The 18,623-nt window shown below is 42.4% G+C and carries 13 protein-coding genes, 17 tRNA genes, 1 rRNA gene, 1 pseudogene and 1 riboswitch; of the genes and pseudogenes, 29 read left to right on the forward strand and 3 right to left on the reverse strand.

What is annotated here, in order from left to right; translation table 11 throughout:
• From rrf to ACQKKO_RS21145, 21 genes and pseudogenes are all read left to right on the forward strand, one after another.
• Positions 1-93 (forward strand): 5S ribosomal RNA (gene rrf / locus ACQKKO_RS21045); the annotation flags it as partial.
• An 11-nt stretch (positions 94-104) separates the two neighbouring features.
• Positions 105-179, forward strand: a tRNA-Asn gene (locus ACQKKO_RS21050).
• Between the two features lie 7 nt (positions 180-186).
• Positions 187-281: transfer RNA gene (locus tag ACQKKO_RS21055), tRNA-Ser, on the forward strand.
• A 23-nt stretch (positions 282-304) separates the two neighbouring features.
• Positions 305-379, forward strand: a tRNA-Glu gene (locus ACQKKO_RS21060).
• Positions 380-404: 25 nt separating this feature from the next.
• A tRNA-Val gene (locus tag ACQKKO_RS21065) sits at positions 405-480 on the forward strand.
• 20 nt (positions 481-500) lie between these two features.
• A tRNA-Met gene (locus ACQKKO_RS21070) sits at positions 501-574 on the forward strand.
• Between the two features lie 8 nt (positions 575-582).
• A tRNA-Asp gene (locus ACQKKO_RS21075) sits at positions 583-659 on the forward strand.
• 20 nt (positions 660-679) lie between these two features.
• Positions 680-755, forward strand: a tRNA-Phe gene (locus ACQKKO_RS21080).
• Between the two features lie 3 nt (positions 756-758).
• Positions 759-834 (forward strand) — tRNA-Thr (locus ACQKKO_RS21085).
• Between the two features lie 63 nt (positions 835-897).
• Positions 898-982, forward strand: a tRNA-Tyr gene (locus ACQKKO_RS21090).
• A 3-nt stretch (positions 983-985) separates the two neighbouring features.
• Positions 986-1,059, forward strand: a tRNA-Trp gene (locus ACQKKO_RS21095).
• A 30-nt stretch (positions 1,060-1,089) separates the two neighbouring features.
• Positions 1,090-1,162 (forward strand) — tRNA-His (locus ACQKKO_RS21100).
• Between the two features lie 5 nt (positions 1,163-1,167).
• Positions 1,168-1,242: transfer RNA gene (locus tag ACQKKO_RS21105), tRNA-Gln, on the forward strand.
• Between the two features lie 6 nt (positions 1,243-1,248).
• Positions 1,249-1,320: transfer RNA gene (locus ACQKKO_RS21110), tRNA-Gly, on the forward strand.
• Between the two features lie 7 nt (positions 1,321-1,327).
• Positions 1,328-1,398, forward strand: a tRNA-Cys gene (locus ACQKKO_RS21115).
• Positions 1,399-1,421: 23 nt separating this feature from the next.
• Positions 1,422-1,507: transfer RNA gene (locus ACQKKO_RS21120), tRNA-Leu, on the forward strand.
• A 24-nt stretch (positions 1,508-1,531) separates the two neighbouring features.
• Positions 1,532-1,608: transfer RNA gene (locus ACQKKO_RS21125), tRNA-Arg, on the forward strand.
• A gap of 3 nt (positions 1,609-1,611) precedes the next feature.
• A tRNA-Leu gene (locus ACQKKO_RS21130) sits at positions 1,612-1,693 on the forward strand.
• 103 nt (positions 1,694-1,796) lie between these two features.
• Positions 1,797-2,356, forward strand: a pseudogene (locus tag ACQKKO_RS21135) (phosphorothioated DNA-binding restriction endonuclease); the annotation flags it as partial.
• A gap of 134 nt (positions 2,357-2,490) precedes the next feature.
• On the forward strand, positions 2,491-2,706 hold the full coding sequence (locus tag ACQKKO_RS21140; protein ID WP_203086190.1) for a hypothetical protein: 216 nt from the start codon (positions 2,491-2,493) through the stop codon (positions 2,704-2,706).
• Positions 2,707-3,252: a DUF6241 domain-containing protein gene (locus ACQKKO_RS21145; RefSeq protein WP_498650634.1), complete on the forward strand. Its 546-nt coding sequence runs from the start codon at positions 2,707-2,709 to the stop codon at positions 3,250-3,252.
• A 61-nt stretch (positions 3,253-3,313) separates the two neighbouring features.
• Here ACQKKO_RS21145 and ACQKKO_RS21150 read toward each other — a convergent pair whose 3' ends face one another.
• Positions 3,314-3,448 (reverse strand): hypothetical protein, encoded by a 135-nt coding sequence (locus tag ACQKKO_RS21150; RefSeq protein ID WP_273753080.1) that lies wholly within the window; start codon positions 3,446-3,448, stop codon positions 3,314-3,316.
• Positions 3,449-3,613: 165 nt separating this feature from the next.
• Between ACQKKO_RS21150 and ACQKKO_RS21155 the strand changes: the two genes are divergently transcribed.
• Complete coding sequence (locus tag ACQKKO_RS21155) at positions 3,614-4,324, forward strand: alpha/beta fold hydrolase (protein WP_498650638.1); 711 nt, start codon at positions 3,614-3,616, stop codon at positions 4,322-4,324.
• Between the two features lie 38 nt (positions 4,325-4,362).
• Here the strand turns inward: ACQKKO_RS21155 and ACQKKO_RS21160 are convergent, their stop codons facing one another.
• Positions 4,363-7,362, reverse strand: coding sequence for a 5'-nucleotidase C-terminal domain-containing protein (locus tag ACQKKO_RS21160; protein WP_498650640.1), 3,000 nt, complete (start codon positions 7,360-7,362; stop codon positions 4,363-4,365).
• A gap of 254 nt (positions 7,363-7,616) precedes the next feature.
• Between ACQKKO_RS21160 and ACQKKO_RS21165 the strand changes: the two genes are divergently transcribed.
• The 3 genes from ACQKKO_RS21165 (at position 7,617) to ACQKKO_RS21175 (ending at position 10,494) form a co-directional block, all read left to right on the forward strand.
• Entirely contained in the window at positions 7,617-8,006 is a 390-nt protein-coding gene (locus ACQKKO_RS21165) for a DoxX family protein (RefSeq protein ID WP_498650642.1), read from the forward strand.
• A 129-nt stretch (positions 8,007-8,135) separates the two neighbouring features.
• On the forward strand, positions 8,136-9,752 hold the full coding sequence (gene ggt, locus ACQKKO_RS21170; RefSeq protein ID WP_498650645.1) for a gamma-glutamyltransferase: 1,617 nt from the start codon (positions 8,136-8,138) through the stop codon (positions 9,750-9,752).
• 127 nt (positions 9,753-9,879) lie between these two features.
• Positions 9,880-10,494 (forward strand): flavodoxin family protein, encoded by a 615-nt coding sequence (locus ACQKKO_RS21175; RefSeq protein WP_498650646.1) that lies wholly within the window; start codon positions 9,880-9,882, stop codon positions 10,492-10,494.
• Positions 10,495-10,544: 50 nt separating this feature from the next.
• On the opposite strand, the gene ACQKKO_RS21180 is transcribed toward ACQKKO_RS21175, so the two are convergent.
• Complete coding sequence (locus tag ACQKKO_RS21180; RefSeq protein WP_498650648.1) at positions 10,545-12,014, reverse strand: SLC13 family permease; 1,470 nt, start codon at positions 12,012-12,014, stop codon at positions 10,545-10,547.
• Between the two features lie 162 nt (positions 12,015-12,176).
• Positions 12,177-12,283, forward strand: a riboswitch (SAM riboswitch).
• A 136-nt stretch (positions 12,284-12,419) separates the two neighbouring features.
• Here ACQKKO_RS21180 and metE point away from each other — a divergent pair.
• The 4 genes from metE to ACQKKO_RS21200 all read left to right on the forward strand — a co-directional run bounded on the left by metE (position 12,420) and on the right by ACQKKO_RS21200 (position 18,400).
• Positions 12,420-14,711 carry a 5-methyltetrahydropteroyltriglutamate--homocysteine S-methyltransferase gene (metE, locus tag ACQKKO_RS21185; protein WP_498650650.1) on the forward strand — a complete coding sequence of 764 codons (2,292 nt, stop codon included), beginning with the start codon at positions 12,420-12,422 and terminating at the stop codon, positions 14,709-14,711.
• Positions 14,712-15,027: 316 nt separating this feature from the next.
• Positions 15,028-15,639, forward strand: a complete 612-nt coding sequence (locus ACQKKO_RS21190; protein WP_498650651.1) for a DUF3298 and DUF4163 domain-containing protein — start codon at positions 15,028-15,030, stop codon at positions 15,637-15,639.
• A 66-nt stretch (positions 15,640-15,705) separates the two neighbouring features.
• On the forward strand, positions 15,706-17,118 hold the full coding sequence (locus ACQKKO_RS21195; protein ID WP_498650652.1) for an NAD-dependent succinate-semialdehyde dehydrogenase: 1,413 nt from the start codon (positions 15,706-15,708) through the stop codon (positions 17,116-17,118).
• Positions 17,119-17,350: 232 nt separating this feature from the next.
• Positions 17,351-18,400 (forward strand): M42 family metallopeptidase, encoded by a 1,050-nt coding sequence (locus ACQKKO_RS21200; RefSeq protein WP_498650654.1) that lies wholly within the window; start codon positions 17,351-17,353, stop codon positions 18,398-18,400.
• Positions 18,401-18,623 lie beyond the last annotated feature (223 nt).

The following is an 18,623-nucleotide window of genomic DNA, read 5'->3' on the forward strand; positions in this document are numbered from 1 at the left end:
CACACCCGTTCCCATGCCGAACACGGCCGTTAAGCTCTTCTGCGTCAATGGTAGTTGGGGGCTTCCCCCTGCGAGAGTAGAACGTTGCCGGGCTTATATATTATTCCACAGTAGCTCAGTGGTAGAGCAATCGGCTGTTAACCGATCGGTCGTAGGTTCGAGTCCTACCTGTGGAGCCATTATTCTGGAGAGCTGTCCGAGTTTGGCCGAAGGAGCACGATTGGAAATCGTGTAGGCGGTGTAGAACCGTCTCGAGGGTTCGAATCCCTCGCTCTCCGCCAGCTAATCTCTTACTTATATAAATGGCCCGTTGGTCAAGCGGTTAAGACACCGCCCTTTCACGGCGGTATCACGGGTTCGATTCCCGTACGGGTCACCATTACTTCATACATAATTATTACCCAGGAGGATTAGCTCAGCTGGGAGAGCATCTGCCTTACAAGCAGAGGGTCGGCGGTTCGAGCCCGTCATCCTCCACCATTTAGTTAAATTGATAACGTCGCGGGATGGAGCAGTCTGGTAGCTCGTCGGGCTCATAACCCGAAGGTCGGAGGTTCAAATCCTCCTCCCGCAATTACCATTGGTCTGGTAGTTCAGTTGGTTAGAATGCCTGCCTGTCACGCAGGAGGTCGCGGGTTCGAGTCCCGTCCAGACCGCCATTTTATTTGAATAGTAGTGTGGCTTAGTAGCTCAGTTGGTAGAGCAACGGACTGAAAATCCGTGTGTCGGCAGTTCGATTCTGTCCTGAGCCACCATTTGCCGGCCTAGCTCAATTGGTAGAGCAACTGACTTGTAATCAGTAGGTTGGGGGTTCAAGTCCTCTGGCCGGCACCACTTATTCTTTGAAAAGTGGCTGTTGACTAACAGAATGGAATTGTGTATCATTGTTATTGCTTTGGAGGGGTAGCGAAGTGGCTAAACGCGGCGGACTGTAAATCCGCTCCCTACGGGTTCGGCAGTTCGAATCTGCCCCCCTCCACCATTTAGGGGCATAGTTTAAAGGTAGAACAGAGGTCTCCAAAACCTCCGGTGTGGGTTCAATTCCTACTGCCCCTGCCAATTTAAAACTTAAATGATTTGAAAAATATGGCGATTGTGGCGAAGTGGTTAACGCACCGGATTGTGATTCCGGCATTCGTGGGTTCAATTCCCATCAGTCGCCCTTTTTGGGCTATAGCCAAGCGGTAAGGCAACGGATTTTGATTCCGTCATTCCCTGGTTCGATCCCAGGTAGCCCAGCCATTATTTGCGGAAGTAGTTCAGTGGTAGAACACCACCTTGCCAAGGTGGGGGTCGCGAGTTCGAATCTCGTCTTCCGCTTTTCTACGGCGGTATAGCCAAGTGGTAAGGCACGGGTCTGCAAAACCCTTATCCCCGGTTCAAATCCGGGTACCGCCTTTTTTTTTGTTTTTTATCTGCCTGCCGGGGTGGTGGAATGGGCAGACACACAGGACTTAAAATCCTGCGGTAAGTGATTACCGTGCCGGTTCAAGTCCGGCCCTCGGCATCAACTTAATTTTAAATGTCTCATGCGCCCGTAGCTCAATTGGATAGAGTACTTGACTACGAATCAAGAGGTTAGAGGTTCGAGTCCTCTCGGGCGTGCCATTTGCCGGTGTGGCGGAATTGGCAGACGCGCACGACTCAAAATCGTGTTCCTTCTGGAGTGCCGGTTCGACCCCGGCCACCGGTATACGGATTCAATATGTTTCAAGAGAAAGACCTAAGAAATCAGTTTTTACTGAGTTCTTAGGTCTTTTTTTGTTGGCTATATATAATTATTAACAAAATAAAAAGGTGGATTTAAAAAGGATATTATCAATCATTTTAATTTAAATCATTACTTAATACAGCAAGTGTCTGATTTTTTATTACATGAGCATTTTGCTGAATCTCTGCATGAAGATATTCTACAAGCTGTGGGTTTAACATCAGTCTATGTGAAACGAAAGCAAAGAGATCCGAGATTCAGAGAGAAACTCTTACAGACTTATGAGTATAGCTGTGCGATATGCGGCTTTAATGTACGTCATGGTCATCGTTTAGTGGGAGTAGAAGCAGCTCATATTAAGTGGCATCAAGCAGGGGGGCCGAATGTTGAGGAGAATGGCTTAGCCCTATGTACGATGCACCATAAGCTTTTTGATCAAGGCGTATTCACTTTCTCAGATGAAAAAGAAATTCTTGTCTCGAAGTTAGCTCATGGTACTCATGGGTTCGATGACTGGCTCATGAGATACCATGGTAAGAAAGTAAAACACCTATCGATCCACTTTATAAGCCAAATGAGTTCTATCTGAACTGGCATGTAAAAGAAGTGTTTAAAGGTCCAGTGAGGTATATCGTAACGCACTAATTTTGATTACATACTTTCACACATTACCTCGACACAAACTGACAGAAACCTTCTATTGTCCTAGATATAATAAGTGTTTAAAGTCCCTTGTTTGACTTACATAGCTTCAAAGATTGGAAAAGGTGTGATGTGGAATGTACGGTAAATCAGCGAATGAATTAGGTGTAAAGTCCCCTGGTAAGAAGAACATTTATAAAAAATCCCTTGCGATTGATCTAATTAAGTGTGGGCATGACTTTTTACATACGATGAGGAATAAGCACAATCAACGCTATCAAATCTACGTGTTCACGGAGACACCTGAACTGATTCAAGACATGCAACGTCTAACGAAAAGAGAGGATTCTTAAATGAAGAAAGTACTAACGATTTGTGGTATTACGGTCGGTTCTTTGGCTCTGACTGCGGCTTTGGTTTTTGGATTACTTGAATTTGCAAATAAACCGGTTAATACGAAGACTGCTGACGCAGAGGAAGTTGGCCAGGTTGAATCTGAAGAGGTTGATGACATTGATGTCCCGGAAGTGATCTTAAAAGAAACAGCGAATGAAGATCTGGAAGAGTTATTTCCGGATTCAATGACTGAGTCCAACATGCAGACGACAATTCATCACATGGCACATGGACTTATTTACGCGGAGCAAAAGTGGGGAAAGATAGAGATTACAGAAGACCGGTTAGAGCGCCTTCTCCATGTTGCTAGCCAACAAGAAAGCTCATATAACGAAGGCTCCTTATATGTATCGATTCTATCGTATTGGAACGACGGTGATTTCTCTAACGCAGTATCTGACCATAATTCTATTTGGAAGCTGCAAAATGGAACAGTCGGAAAAGCAACACGATTGTTAACGGCTGATGAAATAAATGAGTACAATGAAAAGCACTTTAATTAGAAATGGAAGAGCTCACTTAACTAAGTGGCTCTTCTTTGTTTAGGTAACGTTGTTCATAAGGTTAAAGGTTTAATAATACGGTCACAACACTTGTTGCTGCTGCAGCAACGGCAATGATAAAGGGGGCAGGTATTTCGATCATTGTTTCTTTTTTACGATTTGAACTACCATCCTCCTTTTTAATGTAAAACTTCATAAGAGTTCCTCCCTTCTTATGAGATACCTACGTAGTTGTAGCTTTTCCAAAAGTGGGGTTGTCCTATGACCGAAACGTAAAAATATTTATTTTCCCAACGTAGATAACAGCTACTATTTTTTCGTTATAATAAAAGGAGGAGATGATAGGAAAGTGCGGTGACATATGGAATCAAAAAAAGCCTTAATTGTCTTTATCCATGGAGCAGGGGTAGGGGGCTGGATGTGGGATAAGCAGGTCGAGTACTTTAAGGAGTCGTTTGACTGTTTTGTGCCCACCTATACGTTTTCAAAACATCAGCTAGTGAACGAGTGGGCGGATCAATTCCTCAATGAGTTACAGAAACGTATACAAAAAGATCAACGATTGATCCTTGTCGGGTTCTCCATGGGAGCGCAAATTGCACTTGAGATGTGTGCTCGTAAGCCAGAATGGTTTCACCTTGTCATGTTTAATAGTGGATACATGGAACCGAGGCCCTTTCTTAAAAAACTGGTTGTACCGCTTCTTCCATTATTTAATATACTTCCTAAAAGTAGAGTGTTTTCGCAAAAGCAGGCGAAAGAATTATATATTCCTGAAGAACAGTTTGAAGAATATTTTGCCGGGGCTAAAAACGTAACGAATGCTGAGCTTCAATTGATTATGAATGAGAATTTAAGCTATGATCTGCCGGATGGGTTAGAACACTATAAGGGGAAGTTCCTCATTACAATTGGTGAGAAGGAGACAAAGCTTCTTGCAAACTCTGTAGAAAAACTTCAAAAGGCGGTTTCTCAGTCGGAGCTTATAACGGTCCCTACTGTTAAACACGGGTTTCCACTTGCTGAGCCAGATTTATTTAATAGAACACTCGAAGAATGGATGAACAAATAAAAGCCAGCACATCGACTTTCATGTGCTGGCTTTTCATTTTAGTTCTTAATCTTTGTCCACACGTCCCAGTTTCCTGAGTTGTTATGTGGGCTTTGATTTTGTGTCCACCATTTGGCTTCATACAGCTTTCCTTCGTGTGTTACACGATCACCTTCTGTATAGACGGCTTCAGCATTCCACTCTTGGGGACCTTCTTGCTCTGAATCATTGATTTTCTTCCAAACATCCCATTGACCAGAATGATCAGCTGGGTTTTGTCCTAGCGTCCACCATTTGGCTTCATATACTTGACCATCAACAACCACTTGATCGCCAGTGTCATAAATGGTTTTCGCATTCCATTCTTGAGGTCCTTCTGGAATCTCGTAGCAATCGATTACCTTTTGCCAAACCTCCCAATTTCCTGAGTTGTCTGTTGGATTTTGGTTTTGAGTCCACCATTGTGCCACGTAGAAATCACCATTATGTTCTACTTTATCACCGGCTACATATGTTTTCGCTGCATCCCATGCTGCGAATTCACAAGCTGGAGCTTCAGGATCTTCAGGAAGCTCTGGCTCTTCGGGTTCACCTGGAACTTCAGGTTCTTCAGGAATTTCAGGTTCAGCTTCTTCAAACGTAAATGTTGTTGGAGCTCTCATACCTGGTGTTGCAAAGTATGCTTCCAGTGAACCTGTTACTGTAATTAGCTTTCCAAGATTCTCTGGATGTGAAGGAAGGTTTAATCCGTTACGGACGGCCGTTCCATTTACAAGCTGTACAGGAAGCATTTTCGTACGATCCGTTTCATCAAGTGAATCAGCTAGTAGAAGGTTTGAAGGTGCATGTGTACCTTCTCCAATAACAGGAGAGGAGTTCACAATTGATCCGACGATATAGCCTTTTACTTTAGCTGTTCCACTATTATTTGCAATAGCTTGTGCTACGGTGCGTAGTCCTGAAGGATCATCTTCGGAACCTTCGCCATCAATCGTTACACGACTGCCTTCTTCATGGTTGATTGGTGCTTCTTGTGCTGCAACATAATCCACTACAGATGTCCATACAGGACCTAAATCCGATTCAATCGTTTCTGAATTCAGATTATAGAATGCAGCACCATGCATGTAATCGTTATAAGCTACTGTATACGTAGCATTTACATCAAATGCATCGCCATTTTCAAGGGTAATCTCAACGTCAGTGATGGCTCCACTCTCATTGGTCATTAAGTTATAACCGATTCCAGAGACTTGAACATCTACACCTCGACGGTATTTTGCTTGCTCTAAAATAATATCTTTAATTTTTGATCCAGTTGTTTCAACTGAGACAATGACGTTTCCAAATCCATCTAGAGATTCGATTTGTTGATCAGTAATTGGTCCTGGCTGAATTTCACCAGTAACAGACGACCCGTTTAGTAGACCAATGTCTGTGCCTGCTTTTTCGCGAATAGAGTCAGTGTAAAGATTCCCCAATCCTACGTCACTTCTATTTTTGTTCGCAGAGTAGAGTCCAGTTTCTGTTGAGCCTATGATTTCACCTGGTACTGGTGCGGTAGGGTCAACTGAAATCTTAATGCGACCTTCTCGGGAATAATCAAGCGTCTTTCCTTCAGCAGTTAGTTTGTAAGCAAAGTTTTTCATTGCTTCTGTCATTAGTCCAACTGTTTCGGAAAGGACTGTTCCTTCAAAGTTATATCCAGAACCACCCGTACCGATGTAATCGGCCACAGCTACTTTATACGTGTCATCAAGGTTAAGTGGTTGATTATCTTTAGTAAGGGTAACATCTGCAAAGCTGCCCGTTGGACCAGTTAGAATGTTATATTCTAGACCAGATACCTGCAGGTCAATGGAATTGCGATTGTCTCGCGAATAAGAGAAATCAAGAACATTTTTAATCGCATGACCAGTCATTTCAATAACCATGATTTCATTTGCAAAAGGTTCGATTTGATAAATGTCACCTAGTGTCACGTCACCAGCTTCAATACTTGCACGGATCCCGCCATTATTTGTAAAGGCGAAATCGCTATCGGCCATATCACGCATGGCATCTGTCCAGAAGTTACCTAGTGGAGCATCTCCATTCGCACGCCCATCTCTTGAGAGGCCATTATTAGATGTACCAACTACTTCTCCTAGTAAGTCTTCCATCTCAGCATTATATCCATCAATTACAGCTTGTACTTCCGCGTCAACAGCTGTTAATGATGAGACAGATACAAGACCACCTGTTGTATTTACAACGGAATCGGTTGCTTCATCGTACGTAAGAGTTACTTTCCCGATATTGTTCAGGTTAGAGCCTGTTTGAACGATAGGCGTGCCATTCACAACATTTGGAGCATTTAATGATGTATGTGAATGCCCTCCAACGATCAGATCAAAGTAATCGACTTGCTCAGCAAGACGTTTGTCATTGTCAAAGCCTATGTGAGTCATTGCGATAATAACATCCGCTTGCTCTTCAAGTTCATCTTGATAGCTTTTAGCGACCTCAGCATAGTTCCCATCAAACGTCATTCCAACCGTGTTCGCAGGAGCAGTTGCAGGTGGTGCTTGCGTAACTGTAAAGACAGCCACAGAAAGTCCATCTACATCAAAAATTTCGTAAGGCTTTGTTTGTTCAACCCCAGTATCACCAACATCAAGGTTAGCTGCTAACCAAGGGAACTCAGAAATATTCATATTTTCAATTAATGCTTCTTGTCCAAAATCAAATTCGTGGTTCCCAATCGCTAGAGCGTCCACTCCTGCTAGGTTAAAAACCTCGTAAATTGGTTTTCCTAGATTCAAGTCTACAACCGGATTCCCACTCACTGCGTCTCCAGCATCTAAGTACAGAAGATGATCAGACGATGCGCGTTGCTCCTTAACGTAGGCTGAAACCTTTGCATATTCATCAAACGTTGCATGAATATCGTTGGTATGTAGAATGGTTAAATCAATTTCTTCGTTTGCCTGTGCGTGATTCAAAAAAGAAAAAAGAAGAAACAACACAGCAACCATTGAAAAGACTCTTGGAACTCGCCAAGAAAATACGCTATCCATAAACTACCTCCATTGGGTTTTATTATAGTAGACAAGTAGAAACTCTATTTGTCTCTCGTATTATGGTATCAAAATTTGAAGTGATATTTACTAAAATTCTATAAAAATTATGTAAAGATTTCTGACTGGCTCATTTAACCTTGTATCATCAATTAGTTTCATTTAGATACTATGTTACTTAAAGGTGCGTACTTTAAATGAACGCTTAAGTATAGGAAACTAGCAGATATTATTGCTAGAAAGGAATGTGGATGATGAAAACAGAAATAGGACTGCTCGTTTTACGAGTTGTGGTTGGTATTACATTTTTAATTCACGGGATGGACAAGTTTAATGGTGGAATAGATGGGACGGTTGCTATGTTCGAAGGCATGGGTTTTCCAGGATTCTTAGCTTATCTTGTGACGTTTGCTGAAATCCTTGGAGGACTTGCATTAATTCTTGGTTTACTTACGCGGGTTGTTAGCATTGTCTTTGCAGCTATTATGGTGACCGCCATCTTTCAAGTGAAAGCTGATGGAGGATTTTTAGGAGGATTTGAATTAGATCTTGTCCTACTCGCATGTTCAATTCTTCTTGCTTTATCAAGCAGCCGTCTAGTTGCATTAAACAGATTATTACCTGGAGCACTAAAGAATATGTAATGAATGAAAACCAGTGGCTCGCCCCGCTGGTTTTCTTTTTAATCGGAACTATTTCGCAATTTGGACAAATGAACAATTTACCCCTATACTTAATAGATACATAATGTTAGAAACAATTCATTTATTGGAGTGAAGAACGTGACAGATTTAGCTTATCCTTACGCATCAAAACGAAATGTTGTATATGGAAAAAAGGGGATGGTAGCAACATCTCAGCCTTTAGCGGCTCAAGCAGGCCTTGATATTATTAAAGCAGGAGGAAATGCAATCGATGCAGCGATTGCGACGGCTGCTTGCCTAACAGTAGTGGAGCCGACGTCGAATGGTATCGGCTCGGATGCATTTGCACTCGTTTGGACAGAGGGAAAGCTTCACGGTCTGAATGCAAGTGGACAAGCACCAATGGGTTTAACACCAGAAGCAGTGAAGGAAGCAGGGTATACAGAAGAACTTCCTACATACGGAGTATTACCTGTAACGGTTCCAGGAACGCCGCGTGGTTGGGCAGAGCTTTCTAAGAAATTTGGTAAGCTATCACTGAAAGAGGTATTAAAGCCTGCGATTGATTACGCGGAAAATGGCTATCCTGTTTCACCAACACTCGCGAAGTATTGGGAAAAGGCGGCTAAAAGTTTCCGTACGAAACTTACAGGTGACGAGTTTAAGCATTGGTTTGAAACCTTTACACCAGATGGTCGTGCGCCTCGTGAAGGGGAGATTTGGAAGTCTCCTGGTCATGCCGAAACGCTTCGTCAAATTGCGGAGACAAACGCTGAGTCGTTTTACACTGGGGAAATTGCCGATAAAATTGATGCTTTTTTCGCAATGCATAACGGACATTTAACAAAAGAGGATCTCAAAGCCTACCAGCCTGAATGGGTTGAGCCGATTAAGTCAGAGTATAGAGGCTACGATGTGTGGGAGATTCCGCCTAATGGGCAAGGCCTGATTGCTCTAGAAGCCCTCAATATTTTAAAAGGGTTTGATTTTGCAGTAAGAGATTCAGTTGATACGTATCATAAACAAATTGAAGCAATGAAGCTGGCTTTTGTTGATGGTATGGCTTTTATTACAGATTCAAGAGAAATGAAGGTTTCAAAGGAAGAGCTTTTATCCGATGAATATGCAGCGCAAAGAAGAGCGTTAATTGGTGAGGAAGCGATCATGCCTGAGCCTGGAACACCGCCTTCTGGTGGAACGGTCTATTTGGCAGCAGCTGATGGTGATGGAAACATGGTTTCATTTATCCAAAGTAACTATATGGGCTTTGGATCAGGCATCGTAATCCCTGGAACAGGAATTGCTATGCAGAATAGAGGACACAACTTCTCACTAGATGAGAAGCACCATAATTACTTGAAACCGGGTCGGAAAACGTATCATACGATTATTCCTGGATTTTTAACAAAGGGCGATGAAGCCGTTGGTCCGTTTGGTGTAATGGGTGGTTTCATGCAGCCTCAAGGTCATGTTCAGGTCGTAATGAACACAATTGATTTTGGATTAAATCCTCAAGCGGCACTTGATGCCCCGAGATGGCTTTGGACGAAGGAGAAGAAGGTTCAAGTGGAGGCAAGCTTCCCAATTGAGATGACTAGAGCACTTGCTGCTAAAGGACATCAAGTGGAAATTGCTGTTGATGAAGGCGGGTTTGGAAGAGGTCAGATTATTTGGCGGGACCCAGAAACAGGTGTGTTATCAGGTGGAACTGAGCATCGATCAGATGGAGAGGTTGCAGCCTGGTAATAAAATAGAGTTTAAAACCCCTTATGTGGCGACTTAGCTGCATAAGGGGTTTTGTTTTATTTAAACGATGTTTTAGGTCCCTTGTGAATGGTAATAGAAGACTAGTCAAATAAAAGGAGACCTGAATATGTCTATTCATGCGTTGTTTTTAAATTGCTCTTTAAAAAAGAGTAGCGAGGATGAGTCAAATACCGAAGCGCTTATCAAAGAAGTAACAAGTCGTCTTGAAGAAAAGAAGGTCTCAACTGAAGTGGTACGTGTCGCCGATTATCAAGTAGGCTATGGAATCGTTGATGATGCAGGACTTGGCGACCAATGGCCAACGATTATTGAAAAAATAAAAGCAGCGGACATTGTTGTTATTGGTACACCGCTTTGGCTAGGAGAGAAATCGAGCATTGCTACGAAAGTAATGGAGCGTCTATACGGAAGCACAGGTATTACAAACGAAAAAGGGCAACCATTTTTATATAACAAGGTGGGAGGTGTCATTGTAACAGGAAATGAGGATGGTGCTAAAAATGCTATTTCATCTATTGTATTTGGACTTTCTCATATCGGATTAACGATCCCTCCAGCTACAGCGGCGTACTGGTTAGGAGAGGCAGGTCCAGGCCCATCATTCATTGAAGCAGAAGGATATAAACATGAATTTACGATGAATCAAGTTCAGACGATGGTGCACCACTTACACTATTTTGCGAGTGTGCATCAGCAGCATGAGATTCCAATGCAAGAATAAAATTAAATGGCGAACGCTACCCGTTGGAAGGGGCGTTCGCCATTTTTTTATTATAGTCCAAAAACAATTGGCATCCAGAAGTAAACTGCAAGTGTAATAGCAATGATAGAAAAGAGATTCAGCCATACACCCGCTTTTGCCATGTCAGCTACATCTAATACACCTGCACTAAACACGGCTGTATTAGGTGGAGTGGCAACAGGTAACATATAACATGAGCCTGCAGATAAAGCAGCTGCAGCCATCAAGAGAAGTGGATCCATGCCAACCGCGATTCCAAGTCCCACACAAAGAGGTAAGACCAGATTGGCAACAGCTGTGTTTGATAAGATTTCAGTCATGGATAAAACGATCACAACAAGCAGGAGAATAATAATAAATGGAGTGAAAGATTCAAGCATCTGCAGGGTTTCTCCAATCCAATCATTAAGACCAGATGCACCGAAGCTTGAAGCAAGTGCAAGCCCACCACCAAACAAAATTAACACACTCCATGGTAGTTCTTTTAAGTCTCGCCACTCAAGGATTCTTTCTCCCTTTTTTGTACTCGGTATAAAGAAAAGTGAAACAGCGCCAAATACAGAGATCGCACCATCATGAAGATTTGCAGCAATATTCTCAGGAAAAACAAGTGTTTTGAACACCCAGAGAAAAACAGTTACCCCAAAAACAACAGCAACCCAAATTTCATCAAGTGTCATTTTACCGAGCTTTTTCTTATCTTCTTTTATAAAATTAATGGTCTGATCCTTATTCTCTGTTTCGACTTTAAATTTCATTTTTGTAAGATAGAAATAAAGAAAGACGAGTACAATAACAGCGACCGGTCCAGCGAATAATAACCATTCATAAAAAGCAACAGTTCGATCAAGTTGTGAGCGGGAAATCTCTGCGAAAATAGCATTTGGCACGGCGGCAACGAGTGTAGCCAGGCCACCAATCGTCGCAGCATACGCAACAGATAAAAGAATACTTTTAGAGAAGTTCTGTAAACTTGTTCCTTTTAGAATCTCTTTTTCTTTTACCTCTGAAATGAGTGCAAGAGCAACGGGGAGCATCATTAAAGCGGTTGCAGCATTTGAAACAAACATAGATAAAAGCGCAGTAGATAAGATGATACCAAGTACAATCCGTTGGCTCTCTGTTCCAATCATATCTATGATTGAAAGAGCGATTCGTCTATGTAGGTTCCATTTTTGTAGTGCAATAGCAATGACAAAGCCTCCACCATACATGAAAATCGTCGGGTTACTATATGAGGCGGCAACCGTATCAATATCAGCTGCACCTACTAATGGTATGACAATTAGAGGAATTAAAGAGGTAACGGCCATTGGAACAGCTTCTGTTACCCAGTAGGTTGCAATGAGTAATGTAATAGCAAGAACAAAGCGTGGGGCATGATCCAGTTGGCTAGATGGGATCAAAAGGTAGGCTAACAGGAATAGAATAGGTCCAAGTATTAAACCAATAAGTGCCCGTTTTGGATAGCTGGACTGCGTTGATTGTTCACTTGTCATATGTACACACCTTTCATATTTTACTAGGATCTGGATCTATTTTCACATAGGTGATTTAAAAAACGCAAATATTGACGAACAATCGCAAACTTTCAAAATTGTTTTGACAGTTTGCTTTTCTCGTGCTAAAGTAAATTCAATTCAACATAACATAATGAAATGCTCTTATAACGAGAAGCGGAGGGACTGGCCCGGCGAAGCTTCAGCAACCATTCTGAATGGAAAAGGTGCTAAATCCAGCAAGGTGGAAACACTTTGAAAGATAAGGGGAACGTTTATTGAGATATTCAATGCCTCTTTCTTTTACTAGAAGGAGGCATTTTTTATTCCCTTGGAGTGATCTGCTTAGATGGTTTGTGATTAGAGTTTGTTAGGTTGAGAGACAAAAAAGAGGAGTGAGCGAAGATGCCAAAGGTGAGAAGTTCAAACATTGGATATCCGAGAATTGGAGAAAAGAGAGAATGGAAAAAGAGTCTTGAAAGCTATTGGGCGAATACCACCTCCAAAGAAGAACTACTAGCGTCTCTAAAAGAAATTCGTCTGACAAATATCAAAAAGCAAAAGGATGCGGGAATTGATTTGATTCCTGTAGGAGATTTCAGTTTATATGATCACGTTCTGGACACTGCGGTTTCATTTGGCTTGGTGCCTGATCGTTTTGAGTATAACGGTGGTAAGGTCGATTTAGACACATACTTTGCAGTAGCACGTGGAACGGATTCGGCTGTTGCCTCTGAAATGACAAAATGGTACAACACCAATTATCATTACATCGTTCCTGAGATTACAAAGGCACCGACAACACTTGTACATAACCGTGTTTTAGAATTATATAACGAAGTGAAAGCAGAGCTTGATATTGAAACAAAACCAGTGATCTTAGGTCCTGTGAGCTTTGTCAAACTATCAAAAAATCAAACGGGACTATCTGAGAAGGATTTAATTCGTTCATTTATACCTTTGTATGCAGAATTACTGAAAGAACTAGAGGCAAGTCATGTTGCTTGGGTTCAAGTGGATGAGCCTTTCTTAAATGGTCAGGTAACAGATGCTGACTTAGATCTTTTGCAAGAGGTGTACGCTCAGCTTGATGTAGCGGCACCTAAAGTGAACCTGTTGCTGCAAACGTATTTTGAAGCATTGGACGATTACGAAGCCATCGTTAACTTACCAGTACAAGGAATTGGCTTAGACTTTGTACATGACGAGGGGCAATCTCTGCAGCAAGTCGCAAAGTACGGCTTACCATCTGGTAAAATTCTAGCTGCTGGTATTATTGATGGACGTAACATTTGGAAGGCGGATCTTAAAGAAGTGAAGCACGTTGTTGATCAATTGAGTGTATTAGTTGGTGAAGGACAGCTTATTCTTCAACCATCGTGCAGCTTACTTCATGTACCGGTTACTGTGAAGCTAGAAGAAGAGCTTCCAGAGTTCTTAAAAGCTGGGATTTCCTTTGCGGATGAAAAGCTTGAGGAGCTTGTTGCTCTTGCTGATGTAGCAAATGATGTAAAAGATGAAGAGACCCTTGAGGCAAGTGCTGAAGCGGTAAGATCCCTGAATGAGTCTTCAAGCCGTAACAACGAAGAAGTACGCGCATTACTTGAAGAAATTGGAGAATCTGTTCCAACTCGTGCCGTAGAAGCGACTGAGCGCCTGCGTTTACAACAAGAGAAATATCAGTTCCCTCTTCTGCCTACAACAACAATTGGAAGCTTTCCACAAACAAAAGAAGTGCGTCAAAAGCGCTTGAAGTGGAGAAAGGGAGAGCTTGAATCAGCTCAATACGAACAATTTATCCGCGACGAAATTGATAAGTGGATTAAGATTCAAGAGGATCTTGATATCGATGTTCTTGTTCATGGTGAGTTTGAGCGTACGGATATGGTTGAGTTCTTTGGAGAAAAGCTGGCTGGTTTCCAATTCACGAAATTTGGTTGGGTACAATCGTACGGTTCACGTTGCGTAAAGCCACCAGTGATTTTCGGTGATGTTGCATTTATTGAACCAATGACTGTAAAGGAAACAGCCTATGCACAAAGACAAACAGATCGTCCTGTTAAGGGAATGCTTACGGGTCCTGTAACCATCTTTAATTGGTCTTTCCCACGTACTGATATTTCTGAAGGTCAGGTTGTAAATCAAATTGCTCTGGCTCTGCGCAAAGAAGTGGAAGAGCTCGAGAAGGAAGGGATTAACCTGATCCAGGTGGATGAACCAGCGATCCGTGAAGGACTTCCTTTGAAAAAGGAGAAAACAGAAGCGTATCTTAAGCAGTCAGTAGAGGCGTTCCGTTTGTCTACGATTACGGTTCAACCTGAAACGCAAATTCATACACATATGTGCTACTCAGATTTCCAGGCCATTATTGAATCCATTGATGCATTGGATGCAGATGTCATTTCAATTGAAACATCAAGAAGCCACGGAGAGCTTATCTCAGCATTTGAAGACTTTACGTATAACAAAGGAATTGGCTTAGGTGTATACGATATTCATAGCCCGCGTGTTCCAGCTCAGGAGGAAATCGATCGCAACATTAGTCGTGCCCTTTCTGTACTTGATCCAACATTATTCTGGATTAATCCAGACTGCGGACTCAAAACACGTAAAGAGAAGGAAACAGTTGAAGCACTAAGAGTAATGGTGGCCGCTGCCAAACAAGCACGTGAGCAACTAGTGACTTCACCAGAATAAGCACTTTTTAGAATAGGCAAGGACAACACGATCGAATCAATTAAACAGGCAAATGATTCTTACGATGAATCATTTGCCTGTTTGTGTTTTCAAGAAACTAGCGGAGGGAGAATTCGAGACTCCTGCGGTACAGTACGTGGTGAAGACACTTTAGCGGTGGTCTTTCCGCGGTAGGGGCTGAGGCCGTACCCGCGGAAAGCGAGAAATTCTCCCGAAGCGGATAAAGTGCTATGTTCGTGTTTTATGATCGATTTTAATGTAATGCCCTTACCTCTTACCCGCATACACTTCTAAAAACACTAAAGGAAGTGAATGTATGAATACATCTATTCTCCCTGCTCAAATTGTTACGCGTCACATGCTATCAAGTAGGCTGGATATCTATTATCCTGAAATTGTTCAATTACAAACTCCACGTGTGCAGCATGAACTGAACCAAGCCATTAATCAACAAGTGCATAAAATGATACAGGATACGGGATATAACGAGCCTCCGCGGGACACAACACTTACGGGCGGGTATGAGATTAAAAACAACCAACGCAATATTTTAAGCCTAATGAACCGGTTGTATTATTATAGCGGCGGCGCACATGGCATGACAGTTCAAGAAACATTAACAATGAATATAGCTACAGGTCAAATCTATACACTAAGTGAGTTATTTAAACCTGGTTCTTCCTATGAGGCAACGTTAAACCGCATTATTGAAGCGCAAATCAAAACAAGAGATCTTGATTTATTAAATCCATTCACGGGTATTACCACAAATCAAAAGTGGTATCTTGCAGACAAATCACTCGTTCTGTTTTTTGACTTGTATGAGTTACAAGCTTATGTGTATGGGTTTACCTATTTTCCGATTTCTGTTTATGACCTGCAGTCAGTCATTCAAGACGATGGGCCACTCGGTGAAATGATCTATTAACCTTTGTTTAAGTTCTCTCTGAAACAGGAATAGTGAGGTAGAGAAGAACAAAGGAGGCAACATCAAATGAATTTTTATATAAACGGTGAATGGATCGGGGAAGAGCTTGAAAAAACAGATGTTTATAATCCTGCGACAGGCGAGTTAGTAGATCAGGTGCCAAAGGGCGGAGAGCGCGAGGCAAAGGCGGCCGTTGATGCGGCGCACGGAGCGTTTCCTGAATGGGCGGCCAAAACAGCCTACGAACGAAGTGAGCTGTTAGAAAAATGGCATGCTTTAATTGAAGAGCATCAGGATGAGCTTGCTCGTACAATGACTGAGGAGCAAGGAAAGCCTTTAAAAGAAGCGACAGGAGAGATTGCGTACTCAAATTCCTTTATTAAATGGTATGCCGAGGAAGGCAAACGTGTATACGGAGAATCGATTCCTGCATCAGCTACAGACAAGCGCTTATTTGTTATCAAGCAACCAGTCGGAGTGGTCGCAGCGATTACGCCATGGAACTTCCCAGCGGCAATGATTACTCGTAAACTAGCACCGGCTCTTGCTGTGGGTTGTACAACAGTGCTTAAGCCATCAAGCCAAACGCCACTGACGGCTCTAAAGCTTGTTGAGTTGGCTGAAAAGGCTGGTATTCCGAAAGGTGTTATTAATGTCGTAACAGGTAGCTCCAGTGAAATTTCTGAAGCGTGGCAGTCAGATAGTCGCGTTCGCAAGCTGACTTTCACTGGTTCAACCGAAATTGGGAAGCAGCTGATGAGTGGTGCATCTGAAACAATGAAGAAGCTGTCGCTTGAACTGGGTGGACATGCACCGTTAATTGTGACGAGTGATGCCGATCTAGATCTTGCTGCTGAGCAGGCTGTTGCTTCTAAATTTAGAAATGGTGGTCAAACATGTGTCTGTGCGAATCGAATCTTTGTAGCTGAAGAGATTGAAGAAGCTTTTACAGAGAAATTTGCAGAAGCTGTTTCTAAGCTTGTTGTAGGTGAAGGGTTAAATGAAGAGACAGATATTGGTCCTTTAATCGATGAAGACGCTGTTGAGAAGGTCATGGAGCATATTAGAGATGCAACAGAAAAAGGAGCAAAAGTTGTTGTTGGTGGAAATCGCAAAGATGGACAATTCATTGAGCCAACAGTGATTTCTGGTGTAACAGACAATATGGTTTGTATGAAGGAAGAAACGTTTGGACCACTTGCTCCGATCTCTACATTTAAAACAGAGGACGAAGCGATCGAACGTGCCAATGCTACTCCATACGGTCTTGCAGCTTATTTATTTACTCAGAATCTAACAAAAGCAATTAAACTAGCTGAGAAGCTCGACTACGGAATTGTAGGCGTAAATGATGGAGGTCCATCTGCAGCTCAAGCACCATTTGGAGGCTGGAAAGAAAGTGGTCTTGGACGCGAAGGTGGCCATCAAGGAATTGAAGAATACCTTGAAACGAAGTATGTATCTGTAAAATTATCGTAAGGAAAGCTGGGACATAACTAAAGATCAACACGAATGGCGAATGATTCTACAATCGAATCATTCGCCATTCGTGTTTATAGTAAAACGAGTGGAGGGATTCTCCTGTAGCGGCTGGTGTGCTATATTCCTTTCTATAATTATTTTTTTGTTTTATAGCGGTTTCATCTATGAGAGTTGAAACTTCTTTTTTAAAGCGGTATCGTATACGTATGTACATACAGGGGGTATGAAGATGACAGACAATCGCGTAACAGAAACAGTTAAGTTAATAAAAGAGCTTGTGCAGATTCCAAGCCCAACCGGAAATACATATGAAGTGATCCAATTTGTAAAATCGTATTTGGACGATCTAGGAATTGAAAACAGGCTCAATCGTAAAGGTGGACTTTTAGCTACGATTCCTGGAGAGGATATAAGCCAGCATCGGATGCTAACAGCGCATGTTGACACATTAGGGGCCATTGTAAAAGAGATCAAGCCTAGCGGACGCTTGCGCATGGATTTGATTGGCGGCTTTCGCTATAACGCGATAGAAGGAGAGTACTGTCAAATTGAGACATCATCAGGGGCTACGTTTACTGGAACGATTCTTATGCATCAGACTTCTGTTCACGTATATAAGGAGGCTGGTACAGCTGAGCGCAACCAGAAGAATATGGAAATCCGTTTAGATGAGCGTGTTCACTCTGCGGATGACGTGCGACAATTGGGCATTGAAGTGGGTGACTTTATTTCATTTGACCCGCGCGTAGAGGAAACAGAAAGTGGCTATGTAAAATCAAGACATCTTGATGACAAAGCAAGCGTTGCTCTGTTGCTTCAGTTAATCAAACGAGTAAAAGAAGAGGGGATTACTCTTCCATACACGACTCATTTCTTAATTTCAAACAATGAGGAGATCGGATACGGAGGAAACGCGAGTATATCACCAGAAACAGTTGAATATCTTGCGGTAGACATGGGAGCGATGGGCGACGGCCAATCAACAGATGAATACTCTGCTTCGATCTGTGTTAAGGATGCAAGTGGGCCTTACCATTACTTGCTTCGTAAGCATCTCGTTAGCTTGGCTGAAACGCACGAAGTAGATTATAAGCTGGATATCTATCCATACTACGGTTCAGATGCATCAGCGGCTATTCGTTCTGGTCATGATATCGTTCATGGACTTGTGGGACCGGGTATTGATTCCTCACATGCGTATGAGCGTACGCATCGTGATTCATTGGACCACACCGGTACATTGCTTTATCATTATGTTCAATCTAAATTAGTGATTTAAAAAAAGACGATGAGACTTAACATTAACGTGGCTAGCAAAACACGAACATAGCATAATATCCGCTACAGGAGAATCCCTCGCTTTCCACGGGAACGGCCTCAGCCCCTTCCGCGGAAAAGGCGCCGCTGCAGTGTCTTCACCGCGTTCTGTTCCGTAGGAGCATTCCTGTGGGTTTTCTTTTGACCTATTTACACAAAAAAAGTCCTCCGTTAAGATGCAAGTA

Source organism: Alkalihalobacillus sp. NPDC127517, assembly GCF_050276055.1.
In the GTDB taxonomy this organism is placed as follows: Bacteria; Bacillota; Bacilli; order Bacillales; family Bacillaceae_D; genus Alkalicoccobacillus.

What these genes read in the sequence shown, in the direction of transcription:
- ACQKKO_RS21140 (WP_203086190.1), top strand. Translation starts at nt 2,491, where the DNA reads ATGTACGGTAAATCAGCGAATGAATTAGGTGTAAAGTCCCCTGGTAAG.
- ACQKKO_RS21145 (WP_498650634.1), top strand. Translation starts at nt 2,707, where the DNA reads ATGAAGAAAGTACTAACGATTTGTGGTATTACGGTCGGTTCTTTGGCT.
- ACQKKO_RS21150 (WP_273753080.1), bottom strand. Translation starts at nt 3,448, where the DNA reads ATGAAGTTTTACATTAAAAAGGAGGATGGTAGTTCAAATCGTAAAAAA.
- ACQKKO_RS21155 (WP_498650638.1), top strand. Translation starts at nt 3,614, where the DNA reads ATGGAATCAAAAAAAGCCTTAATTGTCTTTATCCATGGAGCAGGGGTA.
- ACQKKO_RS21160 (WP_498650640.1), bottom strand. Translation starts at nt 7,362, where the DNA reads ATGGATAGCGTATTTTCTTGGCGAGTTCCAAGAGTCTTTTCAATGGTT.
- ACQKKO_RS21165 (WP_498650642.1), top strand. Translation starts at nt 7,617, where the DNA reads ATGAAAACAGAAATAGGACTGCTCGTTTTACGAGTTGTGGTTGGTATT.
- ACQKKO_RS21175 (WP_498650646.1), top strand. Translation starts at nt 9,880, where the DNA reads ATGTCTATTCATGCGTTGTTTTTAAATTGCTCTTTAAAAAAGAGTAGC.
- ACQKKO_RS21180 (WP_498650648.1), bottom strand. Translation starts at nt 12,014, where the DNA reads ATGACAAGTGAACAATCAACGCAGTCCAGCTATCCAAAACGGGCACTT.
- metE (WP_498650650.1), top strand. Translation starts at nt 12,420, where the DNA reads ATGCCAAAGGTGAGAAGTTCAAACATTGGATATCCGAGAATTGGAGAA.
- ACQKKO_RS21190 (WP_498650651.1), top strand. Translation starts at nt 15,028, where the DNA reads ATGAATACATCTATTCTCCCTGCTCAAATTGTTACGCGTCACATGCTA.
- ACQKKO_RS21195 (WP_498650652.1), top strand. Translation starts at nt 15,706, where the DNA reads ATGAATTTTTATATAAACGGTGAATGGATCGGGGAAGAGCTTGAAAAA.
- ACQKKO_RS21200 (WP_498650654.1), top strand. Translation starts at nt 17,351, where the DNA reads ATGACAGACAATCGCGTAACAGAAACAGTTAAGTTAATAAAAGAGCTT.